Annotated in this window: 13 protein-coding genes and 2 pseudogenes; 6 read left to right on the plus strand and 9 right to left on the minus strand. The window is 62.2% G+C overall.

Features of this window, described 5'->3' with window-relative positions:
- The first annotated feature begins 228 nt into the window (after positions 1 to 228).
- Positions 229 to 7,338, plus strand: coding sequence for an autotransporter domain-containing protein (locus OHD58_RS25655; RefSeq protein ID WP_263806523.1), 7,110 nt, complete (start codon positions 229 to 231; stop codon positions 7,336 to 7,338).
- A gap of 59 nt (positions 7,339 to 7,397) precedes the next feature.
- Here the strand turns inward: OHD58_RS25655 and OHD58_RS25660 are convergent, their stop codons facing one another.
- Positions 7,398 to 8,021 carry a hypothetical protein gene (locus tag OHD58_RS25660; RefSeq protein WP_263806524.1) on the minus strand — a complete coding sequence of 208 codons (624 nt, stop codon included), beginning with the start codon at positions 8,019 to 8,021 and terminating at the stop codon, positions 7,398 to 7,400.
- Between the two features lie 297 nt (positions 8,022 to 8,318).
- Here OHD58_RS25660 and OHD58_RS25665 point away from each other — a divergent pair, with 297 nt between their 5' ends.
- A complete protein-coding gene (locus tag OHD58_RS25665) occupies positions 8,319 to 8,729 on the plus strand; it encodes an XRE family transcriptional regulator (RefSeq protein ID WP_263806525.1) in 411 nt (136 codons plus the stop codon).
- Positions 8,730 to 8,930: 201 nt separating this feature from the next.
- A complete protein-coding gene (locus OHD58_RS25670) occupies positions 8,931 to 9,758 on the plus strand; it encodes an NYN domain-containing protein (protein WP_263806527.1) in 828 nt (275 codons plus the stop codon).
- 858 nt (positions 9,759 to 10,616) lie between these two features.
- Here the strand turns inward: OHD58_RS25670 and OHD58_RS25675 are convergent.
- Positions 10,617 to 11,126 (minus strand): hypothetical protein, encoded by a 510-nt coding sequence (locus OHD58_RS25675; protein WP_263806528.1) that lies wholly within the window; start codon positions 11,124 to 11,126, stop codon positions 10,617 to 10,619.
- Between the two features lie 167 nt (positions 11,127 to 11,293).
- Between OHD58_RS25675 and OHD58_RS25680 the strand changes: the two genes are divergently transcribed.
- Positions 11,294 to 12,286: a hypothetical protein gene (locus OHD58_RS25680; protein ID WP_263806529.1), complete on the plus strand. Its 993-nt coding sequence runs from the start codon at positions 11,294 to 11,296 to the stop codon at positions 12,284 to 12,286.
- Positions 12,287 to 12,421: 135 nt separating this feature from the next.
- Here the strand turns inward: OHD58_RS25680 and OHD58_RS25685 are convergent, their stop codons facing one another.
- Genes OHD58_RS25685 through OHD58_RS25695 form a run of 3 tightly spaced genes read right to left on the minus strand, consistent with a single transcriptional unit; the run spans position 12,422 to position 16,734 of the window.
- On the minus strand, positions 12,422 to 15,886 hold the full coding sequence (locus tag OHD58_RS25685; RefSeq protein WP_263806530.1) for a DEAD/DEAH box helicase family protein: 3,465 nt from the start codon (positions 15,884 to 15,886) through the stop codon (positions 12,422 to 12,424).
- On the minus strand, positions 15,886 to 16,419 hold the full coding sequence (locus OHD58_RS25690) for a hypothetical protein (protein WP_263806531.1): 534 nt from the start codon (positions 16,417 to 16,419) through the stop codon (positions 15,886 to 15,888). The genes OHD58_RS25685 and OHD58_RS25690 overlap by 1 nt, the downstream gene beginning before the upstream one ends.
- 45 nt (positions 16,420 to 16,464) lie before the next feature.
- Entirely contained in the window at positions 16,465 to 16,734 is a 270-nt protein-coding gene (locus OHD58_RS25695; protein WP_263806532.1) for a hypothetical protein, read from the minus strand.
- Positions 16,735 to 16,794: 60 nt separating this feature from the next.
- Between OHD58_RS25695 and OHD58_RS25700 the strand changes: the two genes are divergently transcribed.
- The gene (locus OHD58_RS25700) at positions 16,795 to 17,919 is read left to right on the plus strand and encodes a hypothetical protein (protein WP_263806533.1); all 1,125 of its coding nucleotides are present in this window, start codon (positions 16,795 to 16,797) and stop codon (positions 17,917 to 17,919) included.
- On the opposite strand, the gene OHD58_RS25705 is transcribed toward OHD58_RS25700, so the two are convergent.
- The 3 genes and pseudogenes from OHD58_RS25705 to OHD58_RS25715 all read right to left on the minus strand — a co-directional run bounded on the left by OHD58_RS25705 (position 17,897) and on the right by OHD58_RS25715 (position 21,456).
- On the minus strand, positions 17,897 to 18,730 hold the full coding sequence (locus OHD58_RS25705; protein ID WP_263806534.1) for a DUF3883 domain-containing protein: 834 nt from the start codon (positions 18,728 to 18,730) through the stop codon (positions 17,897 to 17,899). The genes OHD58_RS25700 and OHD58_RS25705 overlap by 23 nt on opposite strands.
- Positions 18,730 to 19,899 carry a restriction endonuclease subunit S gene (locus OHD58_RS25710; protein WP_263806535.1) on the minus strand — a complete coding sequence of 390 codons (1,170 nt, stop codon included), beginning with the start codon at positions 19,897 to 19,899 and terminating at the stop codon, positions 18,730 to 18,732. Before OHD58_RS25710 ends, OHD58_RS25705 begins: the two co-directional genes overlap by 1 nt.
- Positions 19,896 to 21,456, minus strand: a pseudogene (locus OHD58_RS25715) (type I restriction-modification system subunit M). Before OHD58_RS25715 ends, OHD58_RS25710 begins: the two are co-directional and overlap by 4 nt.
- Positions 21,457 to 21,560: 104 nt before the next feature.
- Between OHD58_RS25715 and OHD58_RS25720 the strand changes: the two are divergent.
- Positions 21,561 to 22,502, plus strand: a complete 942-nt coding sequence (locus tag OHD58_RS25720; protein WP_263806536.1) for a restriction endonuclease — start codon at positions 21,561 to 21,563, stop codon at positions 22,500 to 22,502.
- Between the two features lie 258 nt (positions 22,503 to 22,760).
- Here the strand turns inward: OHD58_RS25720 and OHD58_RS25725 are convergent.
- Positions 22,761 to 22,879: pseudogene (locus OHD58_RS25725) on the minus strand (3-oxoacyl-ACP reductase); the annotation flags it as partial.

Raw genomic sequence — 22,879 nt, forward strand, 5'->3', positions numbered from 1 at the left:
AACACCTGGTTGAAAAAGAGGTTTTCCATACCCCGCGGCCTAGTTTGCACGGGCGAGAGCGGTGACGACAGCCCTGGGTTGCGTTAACGTGTCGTAATGCGGGAGACGGGCTGGCGCGGATGGCGATTTGATTGCCGCCGCGCCTCCGGGTGGTCTTGGGGACGACAAGGCTCTCGGGGCCGGCCTTCATCGGGTCGGATAAAACCGAAGCCGGACATGATGGAGGGTATGTCCCCGGACCGGTCCTGGCGCTCTGCGCTGTTCAATTCCACTGCGCTTTTGGGCCTATCGGCTCTAGCCGGCACCACGCTCTTGGCTGGCGGTTTCGCGGTGCCAGCGCAGGCGCAAAACTGGACCGGCTCGGCGTCGAATGACTGGTTCACAGGCGCCAACTGGGACAATGGCCAGCCGCCCCCTTCCGCCTTCGACGGCGTCCTCAATACGGTCACACCCAATGCAACGGTCATTAACGGTGGCGATGCGAGTGTCCGGAGCCTGACGCTTGGCGGCGGGCCGGGCCTTATCGGCGACCTTTCGATCGTCAACGGCGGCACTTTGGCTGCAGGTAGTCTAGGTGTAGGATCTGGCGGTGGTGGTGGGGTCGCCGGCGGGGAGGGCACGATCACCGTCAGCGGTGTCGGCTCGCGCCTCATCACGAGCAGCGTCGCCGGCTTCGGCAACCAATCGGGCACCGGGCGCCTGTTCGTGCTCGACGGTGGCGTCGTGGAGTTCGGCATCGCGGTTCAGAACGCGATCATCTTCAGCTTCACTCCCGACAGCGCCGCGAGCGCGACCGTCAGTGGCAACGGCTCGATGCTCTCCACGCTCGGCGGACTGACAGTGGCGCGGCAGGGCAACGCCACGCTGAGCATCGACGGCGGCGGAGCGGTGAGCGCCGTGACAGTGATGCTGGGCGAGTTCGCTGGCGCTCTGGGCGAGGCCACAGTCAACGACAGCGACAGCAGCCTGGATGTTGGAAACACGCTGACTGTCGGCGGCGCCGGCAACGCAAATCTGGAGATAACTGGCGGCGGCGCGGCAACCGCCGGCGCCGTCACCCTCGGCCAGGACGCGGGCGCGCAGGGCACGCTGGAGGTCAGCGGCGCCGGGTCGACCTTGACGCACACCGGCACCTTTGGCGAGTTCGTCGTCGGCTTCTCCGGCAATGGCACCTTCACGGTCGGTGCTGGTGCAGTCGCGACCAGCGGCAACAACGTCCATCTGGGCCTGCAATCGGGCGCGCAAGGCAGCGCCACTGTCACCGGTGCCGGATCGCAATTGCTGGTGGATGAGGGGCTGTTCGTCGGACGCACTGGCGCCGGCATGCTGTCGGTCGGCGATGGCGGTCGCGTCGAGGCGGGCGGGGTCGTCATCGGGGTAATTGCGGGCGGCACGGGCGCTGTTACGGTCGCTGGCGCCGGTTCGGTGCTGGACGTGGACGGATTGACTGTCGCCGAAGGCGGCGGCGGCGGCCTCATCGTGGAGGACGGCGGCCTGGTCGATAGCGCGAACGGCTCCTCCATCGGCGTTGGGGGCACCGGCGCGGTCACCGTGACCGGCGCCGGCTCGGTCTGGAACGCCGGTGAGCTGTCGTTCGTGGGCTTCATTTCCAGCGGCTCGCTGGAGGTGCTGGAGGGCGGTGTCGTCAACGGCGTCGATGCGCGGATCGGCAACGTCTCAGGCAGCCAAGGCGCGGCGAACATCAACGGCGCGGGGTCGGCCTGGAACCTGACCGGCGACCTCATCGTTGGCGTCGCCGGCAACGGCGCGCTCACCATCGCGGATGGCGGCGCGGTGAGCAATAGGAGCGCAGTTATCGGGAACAGTGGCACCGGGACCGTGACGGTGACCGGCCCAACCTCGACCTGGACCAGCAACGGCGGGCTCCTTGTCGGCCAGAGTGCCGGCGGGAACGGAACGCTGGTGATCTCCGCCGGCGGCGCGGTGACCACGGGAGGTCAGGGCGTCATCGGCCTCCAGGCCGGCTCGCAGGGTACCGCGACCGTGACCGGCGCTGGCTCGAGCTGGACGATTTCTGGCGACCCTCTGTTTGTCGGGGCTTCTGGCAACGGCGCGCTCACCATCGCCGATGGCGGCGCGGTGAGCAATAGCGACGCAGCTATCGGTTTGGTTGCCACTGGGACCGTGATGGTGACCGGCCCAACCTCGACCTGGACCAGCAGCGGCACCGTCGAGGTCGGCCAGATTGCTGGCGGGATCGGCACGCTCACCCTGGCGGACGGCGCCACGGCAAGCGCCGCCTCGGTCAGCATCGCCACGTTCACAGGCTCCACCGGCACGCTCAACATCGGCGGGGGGCCGGCCGATGTCCCCGGCACGCTCAATACCGGCACCGTGACGTTCGGCGCCGGCACCGGCACGATAAATTTCAACCATACCGGAACCGGCTATGAGTTCGCGTCGGCGATCAGCGGCGCCGGCACGGTGAACGTGTTGGCCGGCACGACGATCTTTACTGCCGACAACAGCTACACCGGTGCGACCACGATCGACGCCGGGGCCACGCTGCAGGTCGGCAATGGCGGCGCATCCGGCAGTATCGCCAGCGATGTCGCCAATGACGGGGCGCTGATCTTCGACCGCGCCGGAACGCTCACCTATCACGGCGACATCTCGGGCAGCGGCGCCCTTACCAAGACCGGCGCCGGCAGGCTGACGCTGACGGGAAACAACACCTACGCCGGCGATACGACGATTAGGGCTGGCGCGCTTGAAGTGTCGCCAGGCGTTATTAACAACCCAAATAGCGACATGGTGGTCGGCGCCCAATCCGGCGACAATGGTGCGCTGCGCATCGTCAACGGCGGATCGGTGAGCAACCGGTTCGGCTTTGTCGGCTCCGTGGCCGGTTCCCAGGGCACGGTGACGGTGAGCGGTGCCAATTCCACTTGGGTCAACAGTCGCGTCCTCTTCGTCGGAGATGTCGGCATCGGCACGCTGACCATCGAAGATGGCGGGGCGGTGAGCGACAGGTCCGGCAATGTCGGCACTAACATCGGCTCCCAGGGCACGGTGACGGTGACCGGACCGGGCTCGAGCTGGACAAATTCCGCTGATCTCGTCGTCGGCGGTGCCGGCATCGGTACGCTGACCATTGCGGATGGCGGCACGGTGAGCGACGAGTTTGGCGTTGTCGGCGCCGGCTTCCAGGGTACGGTGACGGTGAGTGGCCAAGACTCCACCTGGACCAACAACGGTGGCCTCTTCGTCGGCGGTTCCGGCGCCGGCACGCTGACTATCGAAGAGGGCGGGACAGTGAGCAGTGTGTTCGGCCGTATCGGCACTGGCCCCTTCGCCGACGGCGCGGTGACAGTAACTGGCCAAGGCTCCACCTGGACCAGCAGTGGCCCCCTCGTTGTCGGGGTCGAAGGCACGGGAGTGCTTACCGTCGCGGACGGCGGGGTGGTGGGCGCGGCAGGTGCGTTTGTGCTGGCTGATCAGGGCGGGTCGCAGGGCACGCTTAACTTCGGCGCCGTCGTAGGTGAGACGGCGGTGGCACCGGGCACGCTCGCTGCCACGACGGTCGAGTTCGGTGCAGGCACCGGGACGATCAATTTCAACCATACGGGGACCGCCTACGAATTCGCTTCGGCGATCCGCGGCGACGGCAGCGTCAACGTGTTCTCCGGCACCACTCTCCTCACCGGCGCCAGCAGCAACACCGGCGCGACCAACGTCAATGGTGGCACGCTGCTGGTCAATGGCTTGTTGGGCAACACCGCGACGACGGTAGCAAACGGCGCCATACTGGGCGGCACCGGTTCGATCGCCGGCGATGTAACCGTGCTGGATGGCGGCATTTTGGCGCCTGGCGCCAGCGCCGGCACGCTGACGCTCGGCTCGCTCACCCTCAGCGGCGGTTCGATCCTCGACTATGAGCTCGGCCAGGCCGGCGTGATCGGCGGCGGCATCAACGACCTGACGGTGGTGACTGGCGACCTGGTGCTCGATGGAACGCTGAACATCACCGACATCGGCGGGTTCGGGCCTGGCGTCTACCGGCTGATGAACTATGGCGGCGCGCTGACCGACAACGCGCTCGAACTTGGTAGTCTGCCCGCCGGCGTCAATGCCGGCGACCTGTTCGTGCAGACCCGCATCAGTGGCCAGGTGAACCTGATCAACAATGTCGGCGCGGTGCTGGGCTTCTGGGACGGCGGCAATGCCGCGCTGCACGACAACGGCGCCAATGACGGCGGCGACGGCGTCTGGGATGCGGCCAATCGCAACTGGACCGAAGCCGACGGCACGCCCAACGGCCGGTGGAACCAGGATTTTGCGATCTTCGGCGGCAGCGCCGGAACCGTTGCGGTCAATAATTCTGCTGGCAATGTTTCCTTCACCGGCATGCAGTTCATGACCGACGGCTACGTCATCGATGGCGACGCGCTGACGACGACGACCGACGAAACCATCATCCGCGTCGATCTCGGCGTGACCGCCGAGATCGGCGCAGCGATTACCGGCAGCGGCGGCCTGGTCAAGCAGGACACCGGCACGCTGGTGCTCTCCGGCGCCAACGGCTACGCGGGCGGCACCTCCATCCTGAACGGCACGCTGCAGGTCTCGTCCGATGCCAACCTGGGCGCCGCGTCGGGCAATCTGGTGCTGGCCGGCGGCACGCTGCGGAACACGGCCGCCTTCGCGACGGCACGGGACATCACGCTTGGCGCCGGCGGCGGCACCTTCCAGACCGATGCCGAGCTGACCGCCTCTGGCGTCCTCTCCGGCGCCGGTGCCCTCACCAAGACCGGCGGCGGAGTGCTCACGCTGACCGGCTCGAACAGCTATGCCGGCGGCACGACGGTTTCCGATGGGAGGCTCATCGCGTCTGTGACCGGGGCGATCGGCACCGGCCCGGTGACGATCGGCGAGGCAAGCGGAACTAGTGGCGTCCTGGATTTTACAGGCTCAGCGCAGGCCGGAACGTTGGCGATCAAGGTTGCCGACCTCACCAGCTCACTGATTTTTGTCCAAAATGCATCCGCCGGCGCGGCGACGATCGACAATAGCGGCCAGATCTTTTTCTTCGATACGAGTTCGGCGGGAACCGCGACCATCGTCAGCGATGCCGGCATTCCCGACGGCAATGGCCCCATCCCCGGCAACGGGGGCGGTGTCATCTTCCGTGACAGCGCCACGGCCGGCAGCGCTACGATTACCAATTTGGCCGACAGCAACGTCGTTTTCTCCGGCAACAGCACGGCCGACGGCGCAACGATCATCAACGGTGGCCTGGTCGACATTTCAAACCTCGAAGCCGACGGCATCGGCATCGGGTCGCTCTCGGGTGCAGGCACGGCTTATCTCGGTTCAAAGAGCCTGACGCTCGGCGGGCTCGGGAAAGACGACACGATCAGCGGCGTCATGCTCGACGGCGGCGACGGTGGCGGCACTAGCGGTTCGCTAGTCAAGGTCGGAACCGGCACGTTGACGCTGACCGGCGCCAACGCCTACACCGGCGGCACGACGGTGAATGCTGGAAGGCTGGACATCGGCGGCGGCAGCGCCACCGGCTTGATCGCCGGCGATGTCGAGATCATGGCCGGCGGCACGCTCGCCTTCAACCGCAGTGACGACCTCACCTTCGACGGGCTGATCGGCGGCGACGGGACGGTCGAGAAGCTGGCCGGCGGCACACTCATTCTCACCGGCGACTCCAATGCCTTTGCGGGATCGACAACCGTCAATGCGGGCACGCTTGCCGTCAACGGCACGCTCGGCGGCGCGCTGGATGTTTTGTCCGGCGGTCGCCTGGAAGGCACCGGCACGATCGGCACGACGACCGTCACCTCGGGTGGCACGATTGCGCCGGGCAATTCGATCGACACGCTTTCCGTTGCCGGCGACATCACCTTCGCCGCCGGCTCCACCTACGAGGTCGAGATCGAACCCGGCCTCGACGGTGACCTGATCGACGCATCGGGAGCGGCCAGCATCGACGGCGGCACGGTGCGTGTGCTGAAGACGGCGGGAACCTATACGCCCGGCAGCCGCTGGACGATCGTCAGCGCCGACGGCGGCGTTGCCGGAGAATTCGGCGACCTGACCCAGAACATGCCGTTCGTCGACCTGGCACTCGCCTACGACCCCAACAACGTCTATCTCGACGTCACCCGAAACGACGTCTCGTTCTGCGATGTGGCGCTGACCTTCAACCAATGCTCTACCGGCACCGGCGTGGAAGGCACCGGACCGGGCAATCCCATCTACGACGCGGTCGCCGCCATTCCCGACGAGGAGAGCGCCCGGCAAGCGCTCGACGCGCTGTCCGGAGAGATGCATGCCAGCCTCAGGGGGGCTTTCCTGGAGGACAGCCGCTTCGTGCGCGAGGCAATGCTCGACCGGACGCGCTCTTCCCTCGGCGGCATAGCGGCGCCGGCGCTGCCGGTAATGGGGTATGGGTCGGAGGGCCTGACACCCGAGCAGCAAGAGGCGCTGGTCAAGGAAGGCAAGAGCGCGAGGGTCTTTTCACCCGCCCCTGCCGATAGCGACCGTTTCGCCGTCTGGGCGCGCGGCTTCGGCTCGTGGGGGACATGGGACAGCAATGGCAATGCCGCCGATTTTGATCGCTCGATAGGCGGCCTGTTCGTCGGCGCCGACGCGGCTGTCGCGGAGACCTGGCGCGTTGGCCTCGTCACCGGCTACAGCCGCTCGAGTTTCCACGTCGACGACCGCGCCTCGTCCAGCGACAGCGACAATTATCATCTCGGTCTGTTCGGAGGCACGCGCTGGGGTAATCTCGGCCTCAGCCTCGGCGCCGCCCACACCTGGCACGACATCGAGACTGGCCGGGGCATCGCCTTTCCCGGCTTTGCCGGCAGCGCTGAAGCCTCATACGATGCCCGCACGGCACAGGTGTTCGGCGAACTCGGCTACCAGGTCGACCGCGGTTCCTTCGCCCTCGAGCCCTTCGCCAATCTCGCTTATGTCAACGTCCACACCGACGGTTTTGCCGAGGACGGCGGCGCCGCCGCACTCACCAGCGCGAGCGGCACCACCGACGCCACCTTCACGACGCTCGGATTGCGTGCCTCGACCGATATCAACCTCGGCAGTATGCTCGCCGCGGCGCGCGGCATGCTCGGCTGGCGCCATACCTTCGGCGATGTTACGCCGTTCTCCGACCTGGCCTTCGCTGGCGGCGAGGCCTTTACCATCGCCGGCACTCCGATCGCCGAGGATGCCCTTGTCCTCGAAGCGGGGTTCGATGTCGGCCTTTCGGAAAAGACCTCGCTTGGCGTCTCCTATTCCGGCCAGATCGCCAGCGATGCAAGCGACCACGGGTTCAGGGCGGATTTGACAGTGAAGTTCTGACCCGTTGCACCAAACTGACGCCCGGCGTTGCGCAACCAGCACGCCACCCATAGAGCCGGTCACAACCTCGTTTCTGGTATTTTGCCGGTCTGTGGCTCCGCCGTGTCGGCGTGCCCTCCGAACACGCGCCACCGGGTCTCGATTTCATTCCAGAGATCTTCGGCAGTAACCGACAGGATATCGTGATGGATCGCGAACTGCACCCAGTCGCCATCTGGGATGAAATAGTCTCGCCATAGCGGACCGCGGGCCCACCATGATTTGATGGGAACGTTGGCGTCGAAGAATTGCCGCGACATCAGCACCGCGGGAACATTGTGGAGGTCGGGTCCCTTGCTCACCGTGATGTCGACGCGCCGCAGGCTATGCACCTCGGTCCACGGGATTCGGAACTCCCCCGTCCGGCCAAGGCGATAGAGAATCCCCCTGCTCGACAATTCGAGCACGGGAATGCCCGGAGAACCACGGCGACGCAGCGCACGGCCGAGATACACAAGACTGCCGACAACTGCGATCAACCCGAGCACGATGACTTCCGCGTCAGGGTTGTCATCTTGCAATGCATGCCAGAGCACGAACAAACCAAGCGCCAGGAAGCCCGCGAAAACTGGCCATTGCCTGCCGACGAACTGCTCGACACCGAAGGTTCTTGTCGCCTGGACGTCGATCGTGCCGGAATTCACGCGGGCGCTCCCTCGACCGCAACGCGAAACTGTGGATCTCGCGCTATTCAGCGCCGCGGCAACGACCAGGTCAATCGGAATATTGGTTACAACGTGGATCTCACGGAAATGAAGCCTCCAAGTTTTCCAGGCCGGCCAGTCGGTGACGATGCCCACATCGGCCTAAATGTTCACTCCTGCAACGCCTCATAGGCGCACGCGCTTCCCATAATACCCCCGACACGCAGTCCTAATCGCGATCGCTATAACTGAATTAAGCAGCGCAATGACACGCGATTTCAGAAGGACGATCGACAGATGAAGCAGAGAACCGGCAGGCCCTACGCCGATACCCGCCTGGTCAAATTTCTCGAAAGGCGGATTTCGGACCTCAGGCCAACAAAGACCCAGATCGCTATCGCCACGGAGGCGGGATTTCGAAGTCCGAACATGCTCCCGATGATCAAAAACGGCTCTGCCAAGCTTCCACTCGATCGGGTGCCCGGTCTGGCGAAGGCCTTGGACTGCGATCCAGCATTGTTGTTCCGGATGGCTGTCGAGCAGCTGGCCACCGACACAACATCATTAACCATCGGCCAGATTTTCGGTGCCCTCATTACCGAGAACGAGAGAGCCTGGATCCTGACAATCAGGGAAGCCTCGGGAAACTCCGATCCGAGCCTGACAGCAAGGGCGCAGAAGGCGATTTGGGCAATTTTTGGAAAATGATGGGCACATCTGGCAGGAACGAAACTCGATCTCCGGCAGGAAACGTTATGAATATCACCGAGAACGAGCGGGCGTGGATCCAATTCATCAGGCTGCTGTCTGACTCTACTGATCCGGGGCCGACACTCGCTCGTATTCAGGGGCTGCGTCAGATCTTGGCACCCAGCGGCCGATTCGACGTGCAATCCGGGAAGACGCACGATGCAAGGTAACGACGACAGCCCGGAGGAAGGCGAACTGCCGATTGGCGACCGGCGCAAACGCATCGCCGTCCTTATCGACGCCGACAACATTGCCGCAAAGTCCATCGGTCGAGTGTTTGCGGAACTCGTGAAATACGGCGATGCGGTGGTCAAGCGGGCCTACGGAGACTTCAACGGCCCTCAGGGCTCGATCTGGGAGGAGGCGCTCGCTCGGCACGCGATCGTCCCTCACCACCAGTTTTCCTATGGACGCGGCAAGAACGCGGCCGACATCGCACTTGTGATCGACGCGATGGACCTGTTGCATGCCGGCGGGTTGGATGCATTCTCGATCGTGTCGGCCGACAGTGACTTCATGCCGCTCGCAACGCGTATCCGCGAGCAGGTCGACTGCTATGTGTTTGGCCACGCGCAGACGCCGGAACGGTTTCGGCGTTCGGCCACGCGGTTCGTCTATATCGAGAACCTCAAATTCGACTCCCACAGCACCACTACCAATCCAGCCCTCAAGCCCCTCTGTGCGCCGGCAGAGGCGCTGCCTTTGATCAAACAGGTCATGGCCAGCCTTCAGAGCAGTCCTGCCGATTGGGTTGACGTCGACCTGCTCGAACGGGAACTTGAGCACAGGTTCAACGATTTCGATCCGAGAACCTTCGGCTTTGTCCGCCTGTGCGATCTTTTGATCGCGCTCGAGCGTCGGCTCGTCGTCGACCAGTCCCACGGCCAGAGCTATCGCGTCCGCTTGAAGGTCAAGAACAACAGGTTGAAGGGAAAGGCGACGACTTCCACTGGGAACGTGGCGGAACCCGTTGACCAGGAAAAGTAAGCCGGAGACTGGCTGCCAAAGCCGATCTGGCTGAGTGTGCAGTCGACGAGCGGTTTCGCCACTGAGAACCAAGGATTGTCTCCTGTGTCTTCACAAACACCAGGAACCGGTGAACTCCGATCTCGAGATGTTTCCCCGGAGGGGTCGAAGTCCTAGGGAAAAATCGCTCGAGCCGAAGGTAATGCCTTATGCGGGGAAGCCGTCCGGCATCCAAACCACCTCCAGCGATGGGGTGGCTCCCCCGCGAGCAGAACGACAGCTGATACCCTAACATTGCCGCCGTAGGCTTTGGCGTCGACAGCAGTCTCCAGCCTCACATTGAGGTCTGCTCAATCTGCCAGCGGATTGATCAGGCCAAACGGCGGCCGGGACGGCAACGATAGAGCCTCAACCGGCCTTCATTCAACCTTGTCGGAATAGGACATTCTCATGAGCCGTTTTATGAAAAAACATTGTCCAAACCCAACATGAACCCGACATTAAGTGGGCCATAACCCCAAAAAAGCCCAAAAACTTGTTCCCCAAGCTGAGCTCTCCGCAAGAACCATCAAGCTGCAAGGCAGTGACCTGCTAAACCTGCACTGCGCGCGAGCAACTTGGACGCCCGATATCCCGAAAATGCGCAGGAGGCGCTCCCGGAGCTCAAGGAGGTGTTGGTCTGCCGTCAAATGTTCGAAGCAACCAATTCGAAATAGACGCTAGCTCGGGCAAATCTCTCAATCTGCGCCTGCACTGGAAAATCCTGTCCACCTTGATCGTGAGTGGCTCACGAGCAATCCGCTGGCCAAGTGCAACGGGTGCGGTAGATTCATCTATCCTACGAGACCGTCGTCACCGACCCGGGCGATATTGGCTCTGTCAAATATGCCGGTTAACTTCGAGCCACTTCTCCAGCTTTAAGGCGACATCCGGCTTTATCCGTCCATCCCTACGAACGGCGAGGCCCAACGAGCCGTCGAGCGGATTCAAGCCCATCTCGTCCATCACTTCGCCCATTTTGACGTTTCTGCTCGCCATGATCGTCTTGATTCTTCCCTTCGCCCACGACATCAGGCGAAGGTCTGGAGACACGACCGGTGCAATTGTGGGTGTGCTCGGCGCAGGCGGAGCTCGCCCTCCGATCCATGCCCGGAAGGTGGCCTGCTCATGAGGGGAAGCCTTACGCCATTCGCGTTGGAGTATCATGAGCGGGGTGGGCTTCGTCTGGTAGCCGGCCTTGTAGATTGCCTCCCGTGCGGACAGGTTCCCGGCGGTATACTTGGCATGAACAGCCGGATGCTCAACCTTCATTCGGTTGAGATAGTAGTCGTTGCCACGCTTCCGCATATCGACATCCTCAGCACCACGCGCGGGGACTTTAACGAACATCCGTCTTGCCTGAGGTAACCACTGTAGGTCCTCGGCACTGCGTCGTTCTGAACATCTTTAGGAAGAATGCGCAACGCCGGCTCATGAACGCTATAAAGCGGGCAGGCCCACTGACCACGATCTCTAACGCAAAACGACGGAGCCGCTTCGGCGCCGAAGGAGTCCCCATGTCGGAAAAAATGTCATCGCAGCAGCTGCGAATTAATTCCCTTTTCGAGGCCGCAACCTCGTTTACCAGCGAGTCACTCACCGTTGAGAGTGATCTCGTTTCGCTAAAGTGGTTCGATTATCGATTCATGTCCCCCCTTGATGCCACGAAACATTTTCTCGCGGTTTACCAGGACGTCTTTCGCCGCAAGTTCCGTCAGGAGGTAGACGCGGCGGGTGCCAGTTCAGTAAGTGGAGCGCATCGATTGCATTTCGATCGTGATCGACGCGAGCGGACCCAGATGTGGGTGGCTCGTCAGCGTGCTGACGTCACCGGTATGCGCTACCAGGAGTATATTGAAGCAGCCTTTGATTTCGCGCTCCAGCGCAAACGGGAGCGCTTTCCCAGGCCCAATCAGCTGCATTTTCCGGGAGATGCCAACCAGTATTGGCAGACCTTCCGGGTCAATTTTTGGAATGATCGGCTCGATAGTGGTCTCGCGCGCGTCGAACATCCAGCCTTCCGAATTGAGAATTATTGCGGCTTGCCCGCGCAGGACGATTATCGGGCCTTCGTGCTTAACCAGGTCAAGAAGGGCGCGTCACAGCTCCGCCATGCGATGCTTATCTACGGTGTGACAAGGCGTCAGGTGCCTCTTAAGGCATTTGCCTCGCTTGTTCCTGATGACACCTTCCAGCAGGAGATCGAAGCGCTGAAGTCTGATCTGGGTCGGCTTCGTGTTGAACGCGAGGCGCTGGCTCCTGTTACCCCTGACCGTTTGTGGCTTAGCTGCTTTGGACTGCCCCACGCCCCGAACCGGAGCAAGCCGGCATGCGCGACTTGTCCACGTTTTGCACGGTGCGATCGAGTTGCGGAGAAGCTGAAATCCAAGATGGGCTGCGAGAGCCCGGTCGACGACCGGAGACGCGCCCAGGCACGCGACCGGAAGCGTCGGCAGCGGGAGCGCGACAAGCATGCACAGCAGATGCTGCCTGTAACCACTGCTGTGTGACCGAGCCGCGTGCGGATCTCCTGTATCCGGATGTCTCCAACGTCTCCTTGGGCACACAAATATGCCGGGGAGCATCATCATGGAGTCGCGATGTCACGCTCTCCGGCAGCCCTGCGGATCCCCAGAGACTATCAGTCAACTGGTAGCGTTTTGAAGCTGATCCTCGTCGGCTGCTACGGCGCTGTCGTTGAGCTCCCGGATCTTCCCCACGAGATGCACCACGCGGCCCTCCTCAAACACCTGCTCCGGCCCGGTCGGAGCGACATCTGTGAATGGCGGCTCGTAGAGCAGCGACGGGTCCATCAGGCCCTGATCGGTCAGATGCTCGACGATCATGCCGACGAACTCGATCTGGGAGGCTGTCGCAGTTCCGGATGAAAGGAATTCTCCGAAGGCCTCACTGACTGCGGCTCGCTCAAGGCCCACCAGCGAGCGCACAAAGCGGCCGAAGCCATGGCTGGTCTCGCGGGCGCGCTCGATATCCCCGGCTTCGCCGATGCCGGCGTCGAGCAGCATCTTCTCGAGTTCCACCAGATCGGTGGCCGTCAGCGGCTTCCCCTGTCGGAGCCTGTGCAGGACGATATGATCCTCGTGCTTCTTCAGAAAATGCCGGGCCTTCTGCTTGAAGCGGGCGAAATCCGCTTCGCCGACCTGCGGAAGCTCTACTTCGGTGCCCTCGCCGATCTCGTCGGCGAAATCGGAATAGACGATGGCCTTACGGCCTTTCTCGATGTGCTGAACCAGATCCCGGAGCCTCAACCGAACCAGCTCAAGCAGTGGCACGGTGACGCCCTCCCACCACGCATCGGTCTGGATCTCCTCTATCAGCACCGCCTGATGGGCGATCGACGGAATGCCGGTCTGGCCCTCCAACGCCGAGGCGATCTCCCGCAGCTGCTTTCGCAGCGTATCAAATCGCTTCGAGCCTTTTAGCAGGGCCAGTTCGAGCGAGAACATGAGGAGGTCGAAACGCTTAGCTTCCTCGGTGCCGAGGCTTCTGGCGGAGGGTAGCGGCGCGATCTCCTCGACGAGTTCCTTGCGCCTCTCGTCGTCGATGGCGATCCAGGCTTCCGGTCGCGCATACTTCTCGACTACCCGGCGATGTGGGCGCACGATGAAATTGTCGAGTGTCAGCCCCGCCACTGTGCCACGTAGAACTCCCAGCGCGTCGGCGCGAATTTCATCCTCGTCCGGTGCGCCGCCCTTAGTGCCTGACGGCGCCGTGTAGGGCTCCTGGTCGCCCGCGGAGAAACCGTCGGCCCTGCCCTGCTTCTCGTCGAGCGCCCGCACCAGGTCGAGCCGTGCCGCAAAGAGCCGTTCCGACAGTGACTTTGCTGCACCGGCTTCCTTGAACTCCGGGTTCGCACCGAAGAACTCGAGGTTCTGGCAGTAGTCGAAGACGCGAAAAAACTCCTTGTCCTGGCCAGGGCCGAACAGATCTGGGCACAGCCGCGTGCCACGTCCCATCATCTGCCAGAATTTGGTCTTCGATCGCACCTGTTTGAAGAAGACGAGGTTGACCACCTCCGGCACGTCGATACCGGTGTCGAGCATGTCAACCGAGATGGCGATATGCGGCGGCTTTGTCTTCTTGGAGAAGTCATCGATCAGCGTTTGCGCATATGCACCGCTCTCGTAGGTGATGACGCGCGCGAAATGCCCAGCGAGGTTCGGATAGGCAGCGTTGAAACGCGCTTCGATGAATACCGCATGCGCCTGATTCTTTGCAAAGATGATCGTCTTGCCGATCCGGTCGCCGCCCTCAACCTTGATGCCATTGGTAATCAGATGGGCGATGACCAGGTCGACGGTGTCGGTGTTGAACAGCCGTTTGTTCACCTCGGCGGCGTCGATGCTGTCGGGGATCTCGTCCTCGCCCCATTCCAGCATGTCCCAGCGGTCTTTCTCTTCGTCGGTAAGATCGTCGTAGCGCAGGCCGGAGCGCACGATCTTCAGCGGCACGCTGATCGCCTTAGGGGGCACAAGGTGGCCGTCCGCCACCGCCTCATCGAGCGTATAGGCGTCGGTCGGCACACCGTCCTCGAGGTCGAACAGCGAATAAGTGTTGTGGTCGATCTCATCCTTGGGCGTCGCGGTCAGACCGACGAGGAAGGAGTCGAAATATTCGAAGATGGCACCGTAGCGCTGATAGACCGAGCGGTGCGCCTCGTCGATCACGATGAGATCGAAATGGCCCGGCCCGAACTTCCGCTTCTCGTCGGCCTTGCCGTCGATCAAGTTCATCATCGTCGGATAGGTCGACAGGAACACCCGGCCCTCGCTCGTGCGCTCGGTCACCAGGTTGACAGGCGCAGAGTCCGGCAGGTGCGCCTTGAAGGCGCCGGCGGCCTGGTTCACCAGTGCGACCCGGTCGGCGAGGAAGAGCACGCGCTTCACCCAGCCGGCGCGCATCAACAGGTCGACCAGCGCTATGACCGTGCGTGTCTTGCCTGAACCTGTCGCCATCACCAGCAGCGCCTTGCGCTCACCCTGCTCCTCGAAGGTTCTGGCAATGGCCCGGATGGCGCGTTGCTGATAGGGCCGCTTGTCGCCGGCGATCTTCGTGTTCAGCCTGGTTTCGGAAAGTTTTTTGCGGCTGGTGCGACGCTGGATCAGCAACTCCAGCTCGTCCCGCTTGTAGAAGCCGCCGGTCTGGCGTGGCGGATATCGTGCGTCGTCCCAGATCCAGTGCTCGTAACCGTTCGAATAGAAAATCACCGGCCGCTGGCCAAAGCGAGTCTCCAGGCAATCTGCATAAAGCTTCGCCTGCTGCTGGCCTTGGCGCGCATCCTTGCGCGTGCGCTTGGCCTCGACCAAGCCGAGCGGTTTGCCGTCCGCACCCCACAGCACATAGTCGACGAAGCCGATGCCCTCATTGTTGGGCATACCTTCGACGCGGAACTCGAGATCCTCTGGTCTGTCCAGCGCCCACCCCGCTTCGCGCAGCAGAAGGTCGATGTAGCGGTCGCGGGTTTCAGCCTCGTCGTAATCGTGCGCCGAGGGCATCGCCTCGGCCGCCTTGCGCGCGGCCGCCACTTCGGCACGCAGACGCTGCAATTCGGCATCGAGGTTCTGCTTGTCGGCCAGCAGGCTGGTCAACTCGCCGTCCCTGGCGTCGAGTTCTGCCTGCTGGGCTTTCAGATGCGCAAAGGCCTTCTTCAGCGTCTCGTCACGGCGCGACAGCACCGAGGCGTCAAATGCCAGGCCGTCGGCCGGCTTGGAGCGGCGGCCGTAGGTGCGCGCCAGCCAGAAGCAGACATGAAAGAGCTCCTTCACCGCGCCGGCGGCATCCTGCGGGCGGATCGTCCGTTCCTCGTGCACGGCGCGATTGCGCAGCGTGTTGATCAGTTTGGCCTTGGCGAACACGGCCTCGCCGGCCGCACGACGGAAGCTCGGCTCGTGCAGAAGGGCGGCGATATTGTCCTGGTAGGGCAGCTTCAGGCCGGGATCGTTGCGGAACGCCCATTTGACCGCGAGCTCTACCGTCTTGCCGGCGAAGAACGCCGCCGCCGTGGGCGACACGCTCGCCTGCCGCTCGGCCTCCATCGCCGCCTCGTGGACAGTCGGGAATTCGGCGGCGAGGAAGGCGAAATTGGACACTAGCTCAACCGGCCAAGCTCAGGAAAATCGTCGACGAATGCCTTGCGAACCGGCAACCACTTCGTATCATCAACGTCATACTTCCACTTTACGTTGTTCAGCACCTTATATCCAACATCAGAAAGCTCTTTCGCAAGCCGCTTCTCCATCGCCCCGACTTCATCACGCAGTGGCAAGTGCAATTTCATCAATTCTTCGCGCATTGTCTTGTCGGCATGATCGAAGTCTTCCGGCCGCACGACTTCAGGGTGGATGGGACCGTGCGCGACCAGGTCAAAGCTTTTGCAGGACAGTGGATCAACGCCGACTGCCAGGAGGTTCCGCCGGAGCGCGTTCTGGTTCTTCACCGATCCGAGATGCTGCCCCATTCGAATGTAGGGCGGCGAGGCATTCGGGCTTGAGTTGTCGCCAGTTCGCCCAACATAGAGGAGGTCCCGCCCGTCGGCGGTTAGGACTTTCCAGACATAGAGCCAAAAGCCGCGCCTCAGCATGGGACCGGGGAGCGTGAGGCGGAATGTGCCGATGTCCGTCATCTTCCTCCCCCAGGACCGCCTACGCCTGGCAAATCGCGGAACCGGTCATCGGTCGCCGACGAGCACGAGGAAAAGCGTGAAGAAAATTCCACCCCAGAAGAACAGCGAAAAGCCAACCTCCATGACCGGTTTGCCCTTCTGGCGAGCCGACAATGCGATGTTGCCGGGCTTGGCGAAATAGTATCGCCACCAGAGGATAAGCGCTCCCGGCGTCCGGAACAGAAGCCAGGCAAGACCGCGGGTCGGCCTCAGCTCTTTCCCGACTGCCGATGGCGCCGACTTTACCTGCCTGCCTTCGCGGACACTTCGCCCCAACACGGATTCTCCCATCCAGCCTCCGCCTATTCATGCCTTGTCGAACAGGGTATTTGCAAGATGGCGGAGGCTGGCGACAATCTCCGTGTGCAGTCGCCTAAGGGGGGCGGGATGATTGTTCAGTTTCGCCGGATCGTGGCGCTCGTGACCGCAGGATCCCTGGCGCTTTCCGCCGGCGCCGTCCTGCCGCAAGCGTGGTTGGCGGGACGCATGCTGTTGGATCGGCCCGATGCCTATGAGATCGCAGTTTACGAGCTTTCGCGGCTGAGCGCTGCCGACTACGAACCGGCAATCGAGAATGCCCTAGAAGATGGAGACGTCGACCTTGCCGACAGTATGGTCGATCTCGCCCGGCAACATCAGGTCGTGTTGCCTCCGGGCTTGACTGGCCGCGTCGAGGCGGAGGCCGCCAGCACGGCCTTGGAGTCGGCGTCGGATGCCTGGGACGGCTTCATATCGGGCGAGGCATCGAACGAAGCGGCTCTTAGCGGTGCGATTACAGCTGATCTCGTAGGCTATGGAGACGTTCGGGATCTCTCTGCCCAAGCGGGTGCTTATCTGAACGGCGAGCCGGTGGACCATGTCACCGTCGCGGTAGCCTCAGCTGGCCTAGCGCTGACGGGAACGACGCTTCTCTCCCTCGGCAGCGCCTCGCCGGCGACTGTCCCGGCCAAGGTCGGGCTCAGCACGATCAAGCTTGCGCGACGAGCGGGGAAAATGTCGATGGGTCTGGTCGATGATGTCGCCAAAATGGCTCGCCGATCGATCAATGACGCAGCGCTTGCGGATCTCGGGCGGGCGGCAAAGAGCCTCGATCCGCGCGCGATGCTCTCGGCGGCCAGAAGCCTCGTGAAGCAAGATGCGGTCAAGACATTCGCCGACCTCGGAGACGATGTCTCCGCGATCGGCCGGAACAGCGGCCATCGCGGTGTCATGGACGTCCTGGCCCGGGCCGAAAACGTCGATGACGTGCGCCAGGCGGCGCGTGTTTCGAACAACTATGGCAAAGGCACTCGCGGCGCCTTCCACTTCATCGGCAGGATGACGCTCAAGCTGAGCGCATTTCTGTATCACATGTTCGGCTGGCTGCTGACTGCCGCTATCTGGCTAGCTGGTGCGCTTTGGCTACTGTTTCGGTTCATATCATGGGCGAGCCGCCCCTTCAGAACTGTGCCCGCCAGGTAGTCGCGCGAAGCAACACCGCCTTGTCGAGTGGCGGTGACAGCTCGAAGGCGCGGGGCTGGCGGGCGAAGTCATAGAGCCGCACCAGCCGGAACGCATCCGACCGCTCTTCCGAGAACGCTCGCTCGTTCTCGGAAAGAAGGAAGGGCGTCGTCCTGTGCCCGGTCGTCGTCTTCACTTCGATTAGCCGCTCCCGCCCGGCGCCGTCGAAGGAGCGGATGTCGTAGCCCGCGCCGTCGCCGTCCTCCACCGAGACCCAGCGCACCTTTCGCGCCAGGTCGGTCCGGCCGGCCGAACGCAGCGACGCCTGCTCGCTGAAGAAAACGCGCTCCTCGCCGTCGCGCCCGAGCCGGCGGTCACGTGCATCCCGCAAGGCCGGATCGAAGCGGCGCACGATCCGCTCCAGCGCCTGCGGCACGGGATCGAGATCGACGGGCGGCGGCGGCTCGAAGAACAGTCCTTCGGGCTCGCGCAGGCCGTCGTCCAGCAATGCCGGGAATGGGTTCTCGAACACGGCTGGGCTGGCCGCCACGCGGCGTTCGACGCCGTCGACCAGCGCGCGCTGAAAGTTCGCCATCGGCTTGTAACCTTCGATCCACGGCATGCCTAGCCGCAGGAGGACGGCGCTGATGTTCTGGTGCTTGAACTCGATGGAGCCGCGGCTGCGGCCGGTCAGTTCTTGCAGCGCCGCGTTGCGCTGTGCCTTTACGAAGGACTGGCCTCGCAGCTCCAAGCCAAGCATGTCGAAATAGTCGGCAACGACTAGGTCGATTTCATTGTCGGTCCAGTCGGTTCCGGCTATCGGGTCAGACATCAGAGCTGGCCGGAAAAGGCGCGATGCTGGAGGGAAGAGAATAAGGACAGGGCTTCTGCAAGCGCCTTTCGAGCTCCGAGACGCATTCCATCCACTTTGGAAATCGCCGCAGAAAAACTCGCTCGCTCCCGCTCAGATGCAATCGGAGTTGCATAATGCCGAATTTCAATCGGAGATATGTGCGGCACGGTTGTTTCGGTGGGCTTCAAATGCTGCGAAAATTCTCTGCTGGTTACGATCGCTAGCAAATACGCTCGATCGGTTTCCTGTTTTGCGCGAAGTCTTGCTACCCGTTGAACCAGCAGGGATGGCACATCTGATTCAGTCAGTTGCGCAACCTTGAATCCCGATGAAATCCATGGACGATCCATCGCGACGACCACATCGCCCACTCGAAGTTCGAAGGAAGAGAACTCGCTGACACGCGTCTTAGGCCACCTTGCTAAATCGGACCAATCGATTTTGCCCGGCAGCACATTGGTGCCACGACAGAGCTTCACTCCATCGCTAGCGTCAGTGTATTCAGAACTCTTGAATGCAAAGCCAATTTGAAGGTCCGCCAATTCCGTTATCGGTGCGTAGGTGTGCCGTGATCGGTCCCCGAACATCTCCTGAAAGATCGATTGTGTGAGGCTGTCCAGGAGATCGATGGCGCGCTGGCGCTTGCGGCGCAGCCCATCTGCCTTGTCGAGGATCGCGGCGATCCGTCGCTGTTCGGCAAGCGGCGGGAGAGGGATTTCAAGGTTGCGCAGATTGTCGATCGAAAAATTGTCAGCGGTGGTGGCTCGCACCCATCTCAGAACCACCGGTTCGGACGCTTTCACGATATGAGCGATATATCCGGCGTCTGCACGAGTGCCGCAGATCAGCGCCTTGATATCTTGATTGATGGCAACGGGACGCCGAGTAATCCCGACCGGAAGAGTATGCTTCAAAATTCCGGAGCGATTGACAATCAGGATCGCATTTTCCGGGATCAGATTTGTCGCGCTGCCCTCAATTGCCTCACGGGTAATCTTGTCCTCGGCATCGGTGATTTCCCAGCGTTTCATATCCTTTGGAGAAACCCACGGGATATCTCCACCCCAAAATGCGGAATTGGCTTTCGATGGGGTGCCGCCGCCTTTGATCTCGACAACGTTTCCGAGCGCTACCACCGGCGCATTCACAGCATCGCCTCCAGCTCTTCCAGCCCTTCGGCGATCTCCTTTTCCAGCGCCTTCAGCTCGGCAATGATCTCCTTCGGTGGGCGGTGCTCCTGCGCCTTGTGGACGGTCTCTTTGTAGCGGTTGATGGAGAGGTCATAGCCGGCAGAAGCGATCTCGGCCTTAGGCACACAGAAGCTTTGCGTCGTGCGCGGCCGCTCGCGCTCGGCGCCGTTGCGCTCGGCCCAGCGTGCGGCGATATCCGGCAGGTTGTTCTTCACCAGTTCCTCTGATGTCAACGTCAGGTTGATGAAGAGGCCAGCCTCGCGGTGCCCGGGAGTAACGCCCAGTCTTTCGCCCGGCAGCAGTGGCGTGCGCTTGTCGTCCAGCGAGAAGCCGTCGGCCTGGCAGTCGTAGAACCAGACATGATCCGTGCCGCCGGAATTGGTCTTGGTGAACAGCAGGATCGCCGTCGACACGCCGGCATAGGGCCGGAACACGCCCGATGGCAGCTTGACGATGCCGTCGAGCCGGTGGTCCTCGACCAGCCTTGTGCGCGGTGGACGAGCCGAACAGCACGCCGTCAGGCACGATGACCGCGGCGCGGCCGCCGGGCTTCAGCAGCTTCAGGAACAGCGCCATGAACAGGAGTTCGGTCTTCTTCGTCTTGACGATCGACAGCAGGTCCTTGGCGGTGGTCTCGTAGTCGAGCGAGCCGGCGAAGGGCGGGTTGGCGAGCAGCAGGCTGTAGCGGTCGGCGTCGCCAGCGTGCTCCTGGGCGAGCGAGTCCTTGTAGCGGATGTCCGGCCGCTCCACGCCATGCAGCGTCATGTTCATCGAGCCGATGCGCAGCATCGTCTGGTCGAAATCGAAGCCGTGGAACATCTCCTCGTGGAAATGGTCGCGCATCTCAGGCTCGATGAAGAGTTTCGGATGGTTGTCGCGCAGATATTCGCCGGCCGCGACGAGGAAACCGCAAGTGCCGCAGGCCGGATCGCAGATCACGTCCTTCGGCGCCGGCGCCGTCATCTCGACCATCAGAGCGATGATGTGGCGCGGAGTGCGGAACTGGCCGTTCTGGCCGGCGGTGGCGATCTTGCCTAGCATGTATTCGTAGAGGTCGCCCTTGGTGTCGCGATCCTCCATGGGGATATTGGCGAGGAGATCGACGACCTTGGCCAGCAGCGCCGGCGTGGGGATGGTGAAGCGCGCGCCCTTCATGTGGGTGGCGTGCGCCGTGCCGTCCTCGGCCATGGTGCGCAGAAACGGGAAGACGTGCTCGGACACGATCGTGAACATGGTGGCTGCGTCGCGGTTCTTCAGCCGAGACCAGCGCATGTCCTCGTAGGCGACGCCGCCGCCTTTTCCGATGCCATCCTTGCCTTCCGGGAAGATACGCCGTTCCATCGGGCGGCTAAGGCGGTTGGCCTTGTTCTCCTCGCGCGTGTGGGCATCGTCGAGCCCGCGCATGAAGAGCAGGTAGGTGATCTGTTCGATCACCTCGATGGGGTTGGCGATGCCGCCTGCCCAGAAGGCGTTCCAGACCGCGTCGATCTTCGAACGAAGTTCACCAGTGATCATCCGTATTCCTTCCACTTTGAGGCGGACACTACCCACAGAAGAAACCGACGCAAGTCTATTCATGCGCGCCCAAGTGGACGAAGTTGGAGCAGCGGGAGGGCGATATGGGAAAATTTCAAAACGAAATGGTTGAGCCACAACAGGTCCGCTACATCAAACTCGGCAGCGGCGGAATCTGGGCGAAACCAGCTATTGCCGCTAGCGAGATCGACTTCAGCTATCGAGAGATTCCACATGAGTTGTGCGTCGGCGGCGCATGGGAAGCGGTGAAGGAGAAACTAGCGGGGTCGAAGGCGTCTCCCGGCGCTGTTACGTCGGCGCTACGGGAAGTTCGAGAGTTCTACGAACTCGGTCCCAACTGTTTGTGGATAACAATCCACGGTGGGCACCTCTGGTGGGCGTTCGCTGAGTCTGAAGTAGTCTGGCGAGGCGGTCCGGAGAAGGTTCGTGGGCCACGATTCCGACGGACAATTGGCAAATGGAGCAAGTCAGACGTCGCGGGCCGCGATCTGCGCGTCGAGCAGATAACCTCGCGGCTGACGCAGGTCGCCGGCTACCGTGGCACGATCTGCAAAGTTGACGCGAAGGACTACCTTATCCGCCGGATCAACGCGATCGTAGAGCCAGTTGTCGCGAAAGCGGAGGCAGCACGTGACGTCATGATCTCCGCGGCTTCTGAGATGATCACCGGTTTGCACTGGAAGGATTTCGAGGTCATGACCGATTTGATCTTCGCTCGCTCCGGATGGCAACGGACGACGACAGTTGGGGAGGACGCCGATCACGACATCCTCCTAGAACAGCCGAGCACGGGCGAGACAGCGTTCGTCCAGGTAAAGTCCAAGGCCGACGGAAAGGTTTTCGACAACTACATGGAACGTTTCAGGCAGAGTGGCTTGGATCGGTTTTTCTTCGTTTGCCACACACCAAAAGGAATCGCCCAGATGTCGCCATCGAAGAACGTTCACGTTTGGCATGGTGCTACACTTGCAGACATCACTGTTAAAAACGGGCTGTTCGATTGGTTAATCCAGCGGACAAGGTGACGATCAATCCTATGCTGTCCGCCTTGGGAGTCTAAGAGGCAGAATCAAGATCAAAAGATCGCCGCTCCTGGGCTGACTTTTCCAGCTAACGGAGCACCCTGGTCGCTTATCTCATTTCGGGGATGCCCCATTTTTGACCCGTCACAACGTCACAAAACGTAGCGTAAGTTGTTGATTTTATTATTCCGATATGGATTCAATCCTCTCTGGCAGCACCAGTCTACCCCCTTGAAATCATTGAAGCCGCGCTTGGCCCCGTCAATAGGTGCAGCGGCCACCTGAAAGGTCAAAGACCGACGCAGTTGTGAAGCTGTTCTCGCGGCTGACCAGCCATGCGACCATCGCTGCCGCCTCGTCCACTTCGAGGAATCGGCCAC

Source organism: Mesorhizobium sp. ZC-5 (genome assembly GCF_025753855.1).
Taxonomy (GTDB): Bacteria; Pseudomonadota; Alphaproteobacteria; order Rhizobiales; family Rhizobiaceae; genus Neomesorhizobium.